This window comes from Pararhodospirillum oryzae (assembly GCF_007992075.1).
Taxonomy (GTDB): domain Bacteria; phylum Pseudomonadota; class Alphaproteobacteria; order Rhodospirillales; family Rhodospirillaceae; genus Pararhodospirillum; species Pararhodospirillum oryzae.
This window is the reverse complement of the sequence record NZ_BJZO01000046.1, coordinates 22,438-34,390: the sequence shown is the minus strand read 5'-3', so window position 1 is coordinate 34,390 and position 11,953 is coordinate 22,438. Positions and strand designations below refer to the sequence as shown.

Genomic DNA, 11,953 nt, shown 5'->3' with positions numbered 1-11,953 from the left:
TGACTTCATTATACAATGTAGTAGTTTTTTCTCTTGGATGAAAACGATAATCCTTGCACTCAAAAAGCCAAAGCTCACCTTCTTTCTCGTAAAAAGCAATAAAGTCAACAGCCTTTGAACCCCCTCCAAACGAATTGAAATATTTCTTGTGAAATCTGGTCTCATCCCATTTCACGACCTGCCATCCCTCGGGAAAGCGGTATCTGAATTTTCCTTCGACCTGTTCAACCATGAACGTCGTCCCGTTCAAGATAGCGATCGGACTGGTCCAGTTCCTCGTCCAACATCACCAAGGTTTGGATATGGTCGATTTTTTCGCTCTGCTCCAAAACCGCCTTGTTGTCCCGATCGGCCAGGGCAAACCAGCGCCGGGAGACACCGGCATTGGTCTGGCTCCCCAGGAGCAACGCCAGTTCGCGCACCAAAAACAGCGAGTGCGTGGCGATGAAAACCTGTACCCCCGGGCGCGCCACGGCCACGATGCTGGCGGCCACGGTTCGGATCAGCCTTGGATTCAAATTGCTTTCCGGTTCATCCCAGAACAGAAAACCCTGTTTGAGCAAGATCCCGGTGCTGATGAGACGCGCGAGCATCGCCAGCTTGCGCAACCCTTCCGCCACCAGTGGCATCTCCAGGCGTCCTTCACCCGCCGCCTGCACATAAAAACGCCCGGTTTGGGGATCGACGACCACCTTGCCACCCATGGCCGTTTCCAAGGGCGCCACCAGCGCGGCGATTTCCTTTTCCCGTGGCCCCTTGAGCGTCGGACTCCCCAGCAGGGAAACCGTGTCCCTCCAGGTTTCCTCGAATTCAAGGTGATAATTGTCGTATAGCGACAAGAACCACGGACACAAGGTCACCAGTTCACGCGTGGGCAGATAAGCCGGAGAAAGTGAAAGGGCTTTCGTCGGTGCCTTGACGACGTCAACCATGGTCTTGGCATTGGTGGCGAACCCGATGGCACAACTGTGCTCCTCGTTTTCCATGTCCAATGCGATTTCGCACCGCTCCCGCCCCTGTTTGCGCTTGGCCAGCCTTCCCAGGCTTTCAGGGCGCAACACCGCCACCAGCTTGTCGGCAAGGGCTTTTTCAAGGGTGGACTTGGACAAGTCCCTGGCGTCGGCCTGAACCTTGAGCACGGCATACAGCGCCTTGAGGGCATGGGACTTTCCCAGGCCATTTTCGCCGACAATCACGTTGATACCGGATGCGAATTCCCACGTCGCGTTCGGAAGGCAGGTAAAATTTTGAAACCGCGCCTGGTTAAGCATGGACTTCCCTCGATCAACCGGCCCACCCGAATGCCGATTGGCTCAGGATATCCCCCCCCTGACAGGGGACAAGACCTTTCCAGGACAAGGATTCCGGTTGGGCCCCCTTCCCGGCGAAAGGCCCCAAACGGTGCCCTTCGCCCGGTTCGGGGGTGTCAAACGCAAGGATAGGCCACGGCGATGGCCTGACCCACGTTGTAGTGAACATTGGGCTGGGCCACGATGTTGACGTTGCTCCTGGCCTCGAACAGCAGCACGTGATCCGAGCCGCCGAACTGGAAGTACGAAAACTCCTCGCCCTTGTGCAAGGTGCGCCCGACCTCGGCGGTCATGACCACCGAGGACACCTGGGCCATGCCGATGGGCAGCACGCCCACGAGGCCGATCGGGCTGTCGATCACCAGCAGACCGCGCGCCTGGGCAAACTGGTAGCCGGTGCCGTCCTGGGCATCGAAGGTGCGCACCGCCGCCACGCGGTATTCCCCGGTTTCGCTGCCCTCGACCGGCACCGCCTTGACGTCCAGGTAGGCCTGTCCCAGCACCACCCGGGATTCCAAAACCGTGCCCGGCACCGGCACGTGCAGGCGGTGGTAATCGGTGGTGTTCAGGAAGCTGTGCATGAACAGCCCCCCCTTGAACCGGTCCTTGTAGGGACTGCCTTCCAGCAACTCCTGGATCGACCATTCCAGGGTCTTGACCCGGATCTTGGAGTTTTCGTTGATCTGCCACCAGCCGACCACCGTTGAATCCGCCGCCGCGGTGATCACCCGGGGATCGCCAATGGCGGCGATCGGGCGCACGCCGGGCTTCACATGGCGGGCAAAAAGCTGGTTGAAGGTACGGTAGCCGCTCGGCGGCGCCATGTACTCGTCCATGTTGAACGGTGGCGACGCGTAAAACGTGGCGATCGACTCATCACTGATCGACTCCGGGGTATCAAGGTAGTCGCCCCAGGCATCGGCGAAAGCCACGATCCATTGCGACAGCGGTGTCAAAGGTGCCGACTGCTGCGAGGGGATCACCCGGTTTTGCAACGAACGCACCGGTTCCTGGCTGAGGATGAAATAGAACTCGCAGATGCGGTTATAAATCTCGCGACCCAGATAATTCTCGATCGGCCGCCACCTCAGGAGATTATCCATCCAGGCCAGATAATCATCCAAGGTTTTGATGTCGCGCAACTGGGGAATGTGATAACTGCCCGCCTTGGCGATCGCGGTCGTGAACTTTTCTTCCCAATGGTTTTCGGCGATGAGCGCCTTAAGCGCTTCGACAACAGCGTGCATGACGTCGACCTCGCGGCGTTCCTGTCCCGGCTCCCGGCGGGAAACCAGGCAACTCTTGATGGGAACCCACCTCGGCCGAGAAGGGAAAGGCGCGGGATTTCCCGCACCCTGATAAAATACCACTAAAGATTACTCTGATCTACTAAAAATATTTGAATTTTTAGAGTTCAACCGTTTTTCAGGTCTCGCACGAAGCGATCCACGGATTGAGTGAGGCCGTTCGACCCATCGGCCACGACGTGGGCCCGATCCAGAACGCTTCCGGCGATTTTTTCAACGCCGCCCACCAGTTCCGACACCGACTTGATGGTGTCGGAAACCTGATCGGTGGCCTGGGACACCGACGAGGTGGTGCGGGCAATACCCAGGGCCACGGCGTTTTGCTGCGAAATGGTTTCGGACGTGGAGATCGAGATGGCGTTCACCTCCTCCACCCGTTCGGTGATCGCCTGCATGACCCGCACCACGTCGTCGGTCGTGCCCTGGATGGCGGCGATCTGGCGGGCGATGTCCGCCGTGGCCGAAATGGTCTGGGTGGCGAGGCTTTTCACCTCGGTGGCGACCACGGCGAACCCCTTGCCCGCCTCGCCCGCCCGCGCCGCCTCGATGGTGGCGTTGAGCGCCAGCAGATTGGTCTGGGCGGCGATGTTGTTGATAATATCGGTGATGGTGCCAATCTCGGCGGCCACGGTGGCCAGGCCCCGCACGGTTTCCCCCGCGTTCAGGGTTTGCTGGCGAACGTCCCCGATGATCTCGGCGCTGCGACCGATCGACTCGCTCATTTCCCCGATCGCCTGGGAAAGGGCCTCCACCGCCGTGGCCACGCTGGCCACGTTGCCGTTGGCTTCCTCGGCCGCCTTCAGCACCGAGCGCGTTTCCTCGGCCGAGCGGGCCGTGGCGGCCTGCATCTGAGTGGCGCCGGCAGTCAGATCCTCGGCCGCGAGTTGCAAATCATCGATCAGCTTGCCCACCGAGGCATTGAAGCGGTCCACCAGGCCGGCCACGAACTGGGCCCGGTCCTTTTCGCGCTGGTCCGCCTGGGATTGGGCCTGAAGCGCCAGGCGGTCGCGGACATCCTCCAGGTTGTTGCGGAACGACGCCACGGCGCGCAGCATCGCGCCCAGTTCGTCGTGGCGCGTACTAGCCGGAACCTGCGCGCCCAGGTCGCCGTCGGCCAGGCGTTCCATGGTTTTCGTGACCAGGCGCACGGGCACCAGGATCGAGCGCCCGACCACGACCGTGGCCAGCAGCGCGATCGTCACCGCGCCCAGGAACACGCCCAGGAACGTCATCTGGGCCTGCTTCACGCCGCCGACCGCCTCTTCGACCGTGGTATTGAACAAGGCCTGCTGGCGTTCGTTGAAAGACTCCATCCGGGCGACAAAGGCATCGAAATCGATCCCGGCCGCGCGCACCACCACCGCCCCGAACGACGGATTGACCCGCGCTGTTCGCAAGGCATTGCCCACATTCTGGCCGAACCGCGCCATGAGCGGGGCCATCTGTTCGAGGTCCGCCCGGTCCGCCTCCCCCAGATCCGCGTGTTGCAGGCGGGCAAAGGTCTCCTCGATGCGGGTGCGGTCGCGATCAATGGCCGCGAACACCGGCTCCATCTGCGCGGCCGGGGCCTTCATCAGGCCAAACGAGGTCAGCCGGAACAAATTCCCCTGGAGCCGGTAGCCGGTCGCCGTCAGATCGTTGGCCAGCGCCACCTTGTTGAGCGCGATATCGCGAAGATTCTCGTTCCCCGACAAGGTGGCATGGTAGCCCCGCACGGCGGTCATCGAGAGGACCACCAGGAACACGATCAACAAACCCGGAACCAGGAAGATCTTGAAGGAGACGGAGGTTCTTTCGAACAGGGACATCGGCGAACCCTTCCCCCGACACGGGACGGAAAAATGAAAAAGCGCCGCCTGTTCCCCGCGTGACACGGACCGGCCGGCGTCCGGCCAACGGCGCCGCGCGACAGCTCCCGCGCGGCGCTCCATGATTCCGGTCCGGTGCCCCGGAACGAAAGGGCCCCTGGTCCCGGCTTCCCTCCTGCCCCGGACTTCCCTGGTTCGCCTGCCACGGCGTCCTCTCCCCTCGGGAAGAGGCGGGCGCCCCCGGCGAAGCGGTTCAGTCGAGCCAGGCCATGGCGCACACAGCAAGGTCGGGATTGGTCTTCGGCGTGCGGCAGGTGACGTAGGCCGTGCCCATGGCTCCGGTCACCGGATGCGGCCAGGAGGCATCATCGTAGCCGCCGCCTTCGGGGCGATCGGCGTAGGAGAAGGTTTTCGCCGTGACGCTTTGCCCGTCCACCGTGGTCAGGGTGGAGATGTCCATGTCGGGCTGGGTCTGCCCCGAATGGTCGAAGGCAATAATGCCGTTGCGGCTCACCGCCCAGGTATGGAGGCCGGGACCCTGGAGATCCAAGAAGCCGTTGGCGGGATTGCCCAGGAAGGTCGCGCCGTCCTTCAGACCTTTTTCGTCGATGACCGCGACCGCCTTGTCGCGCACGGCGTCCAGGCCCGGCTTGTCAAGGGCCAGCGCCGCCCCGGACAGGCCCGCGACCAGCACGCCAACGGCGAAAGGTGCCCACAGCTTCATGATACGATCTCCTCAACGAAACAACCCAACCACATCGTCGTGGCGAGGATACAGAGCATCCGTTGAGCGGTACTTTATAAGTGAGCCCCTTCCTTCTCACTAGTGAATTTTCAAAACGCGCCTTTGAGTAGTTTTTTGCGAGCCAAGGCCCAACCCTTTGGTGCCATCCCCGAGCGCATCCATCCTGCCCCCTTGACTGGATCCGGGGCCTCGCGCCTTGCGTTTCCGGATTCCTCTCCTTTCGGGATTCGGATATCATTTTCCCGGTTTATTTGTTCCCGTTCCCTTTTTCCGGTGGAGCACGCCACCCGCGGTTTCCAAGACGAGGGCGCCCTGGCGGAAGAAGGAAAAAAGAGGCTGCTCCCTGCCCGGAAGCAGACCTCCAAAAACAGGGCGGAACGCCGCGCGGGCAGGACACGGCGGGACGCCGCGCGGGCAAAGGAAACCCCTTTTCACAGGAAACGGTTGAAGGCCCGCGAGGTTGTCGGGTATCCATGGCGGTCCGTGCCGGGCCTTGGTCCGGCCTTTCTGGGGTTTTTCTGACCCGAATCCGGGACCACGCGCCATGACCGCCGAATACAAGTCCACCGTTTTCCTGCCCAAGACGTCGTTTCCGATGAAGGCCGGCCTGGCCGAGAAGGAACCCGAAATTCTGGCGCGCTGGGAACGGATTGACCTGTACGCCCGCCTGCGCGAGGCGGCCCGGGGGCGCGAGAAATTCGTGCTGCACGACGGCCCCCCCTACGCCAACGGCCACCTGCACAACGGCCACGCCCTCAACAAGATCCTGAAGGACGTGATCACCCGGTCGCAGCAGATGATGGGCAAGGATTCCAACTACGTGCCGGGCTGGGATTGCCACGGCCTGCCCATCGAATGGAAGATCGAGGAACGCTACCGCGCCAAGGGCCGCAACAAGGACGAAGTCGATATCGTCGCCTTCCGCCGCGAATGCCGGGCCTTCGCCGAGGAATGGATCGCCATCCAGCGCGAGGAGTTCAAGCGCCTGGGCGTGGTGGGCGACTGGAAGAACCCGTACACCACCATGGCCTATCCGGCGGAAGCGCAGATCGTGCGCGAGCTGGGCAAGTTCCTGATGAACGGCAGCCTGTTCAAGGGCGCGAAGCCGGTGCTGTGGTCGGTGGTCGAGAAAACCGCCCTGGCCGACGCCGAGGTGGAATACCAGGACCATACCTCGACCACCATCTGGGTCCGTTTCCCGGTCGTGACCGCCGGCCCCGCCTGCCCCGTTCTGGAAGGCGCCGCCGTGGTCATCTGGACGACCACGCCGTGGACCATGCCCGGCAACCGCGCCGTCGCCTATGGGGCCGGGATGCCCTACGTGGTGGTGCGCGTCGACGCCGTGGCCGAAGGCTCGCTGGCCCGGGTGGGCGAACGCCTGGTGGTGGGAGCCGACCTGCTCGACGACGTGCGGGCCCAGGCCGGCATCACGGCGTCCACGGTGGAAGCCACCCTGACCGGCGCCGACCTTGCCGGCACGATCTGCCGCCACCCCTGGCGCGGCCAGGGCTATGACTTCGACGTGCCCGCGCTGCCCGGCGATTTCGTGACCGCCGACCAGGGCACCGGCTTTGTCCACATCGCGCCCGGCCACGGCGAGGACGACTATTTCCTGGGCCGCGCCCATGGCCTCACCCCCCCCGACACGGTGGACGGCGACGGCCTGTACATGGCGCACGTGCCCCTGTTCGCCGGCCAGCATGTGTTCAAGGTCGCGCCCGCGATCCTGGAGGCAATGAAGGAGGCTGGCGCCCTGCTGGCCCACGGCACGCTGACCCACAGCTACCCCCACTCGTGGCGGTCCAAGGCGCCGTTGATCTTCCGCAACACGCCGCAGTGGTTCATTTCGATGGAAACCAACGACCTGCGCAAGAAGGCGCTGGCGGCCATCGAGGAAACCCGCTGGGTGCCGCCGCGCGGGCGCAACCGCATCGGCTCGATGATCGAAAGCCGGCCCGACTGGTGCGTGTCGCGCCAGCGGGCCTGGGGCGTGCCCATTACCCTGTTTGTCCACAAGGAAACCGGCGAGCCCCTGCGCGATCCGGCGGTGATCGAGCGCATCGCCGCCACCTTCGAGACCGAGGGCGCCGACGCCTGGTTCACCGGCGATCCGCGCCGCTTCCTGGGCCCCGACCACGATCCGGCCCAGTACGAGCCGGTGCGCGATATCGTCGAGGTCTGGTTTGATAGCGGCTGCACCCATGCCTTTGTCCTGGAAACCCGCCCCGATCTGAAATGGCCGGCCGACCTGTACCTGGAAGGCTCGGACCAGCACCGGGGATGGTTCCATACCTCGCTGCTGGAAAGCTGCGGCACGCGCGGGCGCGCGCCCTACGACGCGGTGCTGACCCACGGCTTCCTGCTCGACGAAAAGGGCGACAAACTTTCCAAGTCCAAGGGCAACGCCGAAAGCCCGCAAAAGGTGGTGTCGAGTCTCGGCGCCGATATCCTGCGTTTGTGGGTGGTGTCGTCGGACTACACCAACGACATCCGCTTTGGCCCCGAGATCCTGAAGCAAACCACCGAGACCTACCGGCGACTGCGCAACACCTTGCGTTTCCTGCTGGGCGCGCTGGACGGCTTCACCGAGGCCGAACGCGTGAGCGATCCGGCCGCCCTGCCCGACCTGGAACGCTGGGTGCTGCACCGGCTGGCCGAACTGGACGACACCGTGCGCGCGTGTTGCAACGCCTTCAGCTTCCACGACATGTTCCAGGAACTGAATACGTTCTGCACCTCGGACCTGTCGGCGTTCTACCTGGATGTGCGCAAGGATACCTTGTATTGCGAGCATGCCGACTCGATCGCGCGCCGGGCCTGCCGCACGGTCATCGACGCGGTGTTCGAACACCTGGTCACGTGGCTCGCGCCCTTTGTGTGCTTCACGGCGGAAGAGGCATGGCTGACCCGCTATCCCGACACCCCCGAAACCGACTCGGTGCACCTGCGCGTGTTCCCGGCCACCCCGGCCGCCTGGCGTGATCCGGCCCTGGCCGAGCGCTGGGATCTGGTGCGCGGCCTGCGCCGCGTGGTCACCGGCGCCCTGGAACGCGCCCGCGCCGACAAGGTGCTGGGAGCCAGCGTGCAGGCGCATCCGGTGGTTTACGCGCCCGCGCCCCTGATCGAGGCCTGCGCCGGGCTCGACATGGCCGACCTGTGCATCACCTCGGGCCTGACCCTGATCGACACGGCGGCCACGCCCGCCCCGGCCGAGGCCCACCGCCTGGACGACGTGGACGGGGTCGCGGTGGTCGTCGCGCTTGCCGAGGGCGCCAAGTGCCAGCGCTGCTGGAAGGTCCTGCCCGACGTGGGCCAGCATGCCCACGAAGGCGTGTGCGGGCGCTGCGACGCGGTTCTGACCGCCCAGGAGGCCGGCTGATGGCCGACCCCCGGGGCCCAGGCGACGGCGGACCGGCCCTCCCCCCACCGGTCGACGCCGGCCCCGGGCCGGCGCCCCGGCCGGTGCCGGTCCGTCGCCCTTGGCGACTGGGCCTCGGCGCCGCCGCCCTGGTCCTCGTGCTCGACCAGTTGAGCAAGGTGTGGATCCTGACCCAGGTCATGACCCCGCCCCGGGTGATCGAGCTGGCCCCGTTCGCCAATCTGGTCTTGGTGTGGAACACCGGGGTCAGCTTTGGCATCATGAACGATCAAGGGGCCTGGAACGCCTGGATCCTTTCCGGGGTTTCGCTGGCGATCACCGCCGGGCTGATGGTGTGGCTGCGCCGGGCCGAGAACCGCTTCCAGGGGCTGCTGCTGGGGCTGGTCATCGGAGGCGCGCTGGGTAACATGGTCGATCGTCTGCGCCATGGCGCCGTGACCGACTTTATCGACCTGCATGGTTTCGGGTATCATTGGCCCGCGTTCAACGTAGCCGACGCGGCGATCAGTACCGGCGCGGTGCTGCTGATCGGGGAAACCCTGTTTGGCCGCTCCGGTTCCGGTGGCGCCCCGCGCGGGCGCTGAACCGCTTTCTTCTCCGCCTTCGGGAGCCCGCCGACCTGCCATGAGCCCACGTCTTCGCCACCTCGCCCCGCTTGCCGTGCTGTCCCTGGCCCTGGGCGTTGCCGCCTGTGGCGACACCAAGAAAAGCCTGGGCCTGGAACGGACGCCACCCGACGAATTCAAGGTGGTGACCCGCGCCCCGCTCGCGGTGCCGCCCGACTTCTCGCTGCGCCCGCCCCAGCCCGGCCAGGCGCGCCCGCAAGAGGTCTCCACCCGCGACCAGGCCCGCGCCGCCCTGATGGGCCGCGCCGCCTCGGGCGCGCTCAGCGACGGCAGCGCCTCCACCGGGGAAGCCGCCTTGCTGGACAAGGCCGGCATCGACCGGGTTCAGCCCGACATCCGCGCCGTGGTCAACCGCGAGGACTCGGTGCTGGCCGAGGAGGAGCGCACCTTCACCGACCGCCTGGTCTTCTGGCGCGACACCGACCCGGAAGCCCACGGCCGCGTGGTCGATCCCGAGGCCGAACTCAAGCGCCTGCGTGAAAACCAGTCGCTGGGCAAGCCGGTGACCGAGGGCCATACCCCCATCATCGAACGGCGCGAACGCGGGTTCCTGGAAGGGCTGTTCTAGAGCTTGGCAGGGAAAAGGGGACACCGCTTTTCCCGGAAAGACAAACTCAAACAAAGGGATGCAGGGTCTGCCTGCTTCTGTCTGAAGCTGACGGACCCCAGGCACCCTCCCCTCTCGGGCGCCCGCCAGGAGGCGGCGTCCGGGGGTGGGAACTTCTCCCAGGATCGTGGGGGCTCCTTTCCGGGGGGCGTCTTTTTCCTCGAACCGGGAACGCCCTGCCTTGAACCCGCCCTCCGCCCCGAAAAAGGATCGTGGCCGGAACCCGAGCGTGTCGTTTTTCAACTTCCCGGATTGATCGAAGGGTCGTGGCGCGGTATTCTCGCGCCCGATGGGATAAGGGTTCCTGAAGCGAGACCTGAAAAGGGGGAACCGCTTTTCGACCCCCTCGCACCTCCAGACAAAAAACAGGGCACCGTGCCTCGACCTGCCCGACCTAATTGAACGCACGGTGCTCCAGGCATGCCGACGGCACTGAAGCCGCCTCCCCCGGGCTTTGTTTTTTCCGTCAGGATTTTCCGATAACCGCGCCTCTTTCCCGTCCACCGCTTTTGGACGGGTGTTTTCTCGTGCCTTTCGGGTTGAAAGACGGGAAGATGGCGAAAGTACGGCGTATTTCCCACCATTATGGTCGGATTAAGTCGTTGACAGCAACGCACCGAAAGCGGAGGATAAGCCCATGAGGACGAGAGAAAACCGCTCCCTCCCGGTTCAATCTTCCGCTCTCATGGACCAACACCACCGCCGGCTCGCATGGCCCCGGGGGTGGAGTACCGGGGCTCCCACCCCGGCCCAAGGGCCCTAGCCCAGCCCACGGATCTGTTGGATTTCAAGGCCCCCGCCCCGGCGATCGCTGGACGGGGGCCTTCTAATTTCCGGGCCCGGCCCTGACCACTCTCCCCGCCCTTCCTTGCTCCCTTTCCTTGCCCGGGCACCTCGTCCAAAAGCCGCCAGAAGGCCGTGGGCGCGGTTTTCCTCCCCCACCCCTTCCGCCTCCTTCCCGCCCGGCGACAGGCGTCCCACGCGGCTTTTTTCGGGCTGCCCGAGGGATGATCGACCCGTCCCCCCCTGCCTTGGGGGGTGCTTGGTCCTCCTTGGCGCCCTTCCCCAAAAAAGCGACGACCCTCCGTTTTTTTGCTGTTGACAGCCCCCGCTCCAGACGGCATATTCCGCGCCCTGACGTGAGGGGCCGTAGCTCAGTTGGGAGAGCGCAGCAATCGCACTGCTGAGGTCAGGGGTTCGATTCCCCTCGGCTCCACCAATCAGGAAAAGGGGTTGGCTTGAAAAAGCCGACCCCTTTTTGTTTATCCCAACCTGTGGACCATGCCCGCCGTTCCGCCGCTTCAGACGGAACCGGCCTTGGCCTTCCCTCCCGGCGTGCCCACGAACAGGTCGGGCCATAACCGCCCGCCGGGCTCGACCGCGTAGGGCGTGAAGTCGTCCACCCCCTCCTCGCGCAACACCGCCTCATCCAGGAAAAAGGTCCCGGTGCACGAACGGGCGGGCCGGGTCAGGATCGCCCAGGCGGCTTCGGCGACGATGGCCGGAGTCCGGCACGCGCCGGGCGGGATCGCCTCCCCCACCATGCCCAGCGCCGCCGTGGCGATCAGGGTGCACGGCCACAAGGCGTTGGCCGCGATGCCCTCTTCCCTGAACTCCTCGGCCCAGCCCAGCACGCACAGGCTCATCCCCATCTTGCTCAGCGTGTAGGCCACATGAGGGCCGTACCAGGCGGAATCCAGGCTCGGGGGCGGCGACAAGGTCAGGATGTGCGGGTTGTCGGCACGGCGCAGCCACGGCAGGCAGGCGCGGGTGACGGCGAAGGTCCCGCGCACGTTGATGTCCATCATCAGGTCGTAGCGCTTGAGCGCCGTCGCCGGGGTGTCGGTCAGGCTGATGGCGCTCGCGTTGTTGACCACGATGTCGATCCCCCCGAACGTTTCCGCCGCCCGGGTCACCGCCACCCCCACCGCTTCCTCGTCGCGCACGTCCACGCACAAGGGCAAGGCCCGTCCGCCGGCGGCCTCGATCTCGGCCGCCGTGGCGTGGATGGTGCCGGGCAGGCGGGGATGGGGCTGGTCGGTCTTGGCCGCGACCACCACGTTGGCGCCGTCGTGGGCGGCGCGCAGGGCGATGGCCTTGCCGATGCCCCGGCTGGCGCCGGTAATGAACAGGGTTTTGGCGTGCAAACTGCGCATGGGACCTCCTTGCAG

Annotated in this window: 9 protein-coding genes and 1 other RNA gene; 4 read left to right on the top strand and 6 right to left on the bottom strand. The window is 64.9% G+C overall.

Translation table 11 applies throughout. The features are described from left to right. From ROR02_RS09400 to ROR02_RS09380, 5 genes are all read right to left on the bottom strand, one after another. Positions 1–232, bottom strand: a 232-nt coding sequence (locus tag ROR02_RS09400) for a hypothetical protein (protein ID WP_218032793.1), incomplete at its 3' end; no start/stop codon positions are given. Continuing rightward, complete coding sequence (locus ROR02_RS09395) at positions 225–1,196, bottom strand: AAA family ATPase (protein ID WP_218032792.1); 972 nt, start codon at positions 1,194–1,196, stop codon at positions 225–227. The genes ROR02_RS09395 and ROR02_RS09400, both read right to left, overlap by 8 nt. Before the next feature lie 230 nt (positions 1,197–1,426). After that, positions 1,427–2,557 (bottom strand): phosphatidylserine decarboxylase, encoded by a 1,131-nt coding sequence (locus ROR02_RS09390; RefSeq protein WP_147163767.1) that lies wholly within the window; start codon positions 2,555–2,557, stop codon positions 1,427–1,429. Between the two features lie 167 nt (positions 2,558–2,724). After that, positions 2,725–4,425: a methyl-accepting chemotaxis protein gene (locus ROR02_RS09385; protein ID WP_170245057.1), complete on the bottom strand. Its 1,701-nt coding sequence runs from the start codon at positions 4,423–4,425 to the stop codon at positions 2,725–2,727. 253 nt (positions 4,426–4,678) lie between these two features. After that, positions 4,679–5,149: a hypothetical protein gene (locus ROR02_RS09380; protein ID WP_147163765.1), complete on the bottom strand. Its 471-nt coding sequence runs from the start codon at positions 5,147–5,149 to the stop codon at positions 4,679–4,681. A gap of 565 nt (positions 5,150–5,714) precedes the next feature. On the opposite strand from ROR02_RS09380, the gene ileS reads away from it, so the two are divergent. The 4 genes from ileS (at position 5,715) to ssrA (ending at position 11,001) form a co-directional block, all read left to right on the top strand. Continuing rightward, positions 5,715–8,549 (top strand): isoleucine--tRNA ligase, encoded by a 2,835-nt coding sequence (gene ileS / locus ROR02_RS09375; protein ID WP_147163764.1) that lies wholly within the window; start codon positions 5,715–5,717, stop codon positions 8,547–8,549. Further along, positions 8,549–9,133, top strand: coding sequence for a signal peptidase II (gene lspA, locus ROR02_RS09370; RefSeq protein ID WP_147163763.1), 585 nt, complete (start codon positions 8,549–8,551; stop codon positions 9,131–9,133). The genes ileS and lspA overlap by 1 nt, the downstream gene beginning before the upstream one ends. A 40-nt stretch (positions 9,134–9,173) precedes the next feature. Then, complete coding sequence (locus ROR02_RS09365; protein ID WP_147163762.1) at positions 9,174–9,743, top strand: DUF3035 domain-containing protein; 570 nt, start codon at positions 9,174–9,176, stop codon at positions 9,741–9,743. Positions 9,744–10,925: 1,182 nt separating this feature from the next. Beyond that, positions 10,926–11,001, top strand: a transfer-messenger RNA (tmRNA) gene (gene ssrA, locus ROR02_RS09360). A gap of 82 nt (positions 11,002–11,083) precedes the next feature. Here ssrA and ROR02_RS09355 read toward each other — a convergent pair. Further along, positions 11,084–11,938 carry an SDR family oxidoreductase gene (locus ROR02_RS09355; protein ID WP_147163761.1) on the bottom strand — a complete coding sequence of 285 codons (855 nt, stop codon included), beginning with the start codon at positions 11,936–11,938 and terminating at the stop codon, positions 11,084–11,086. Positions 11,939–11,953 lie beyond the last annotated feature (15 nt).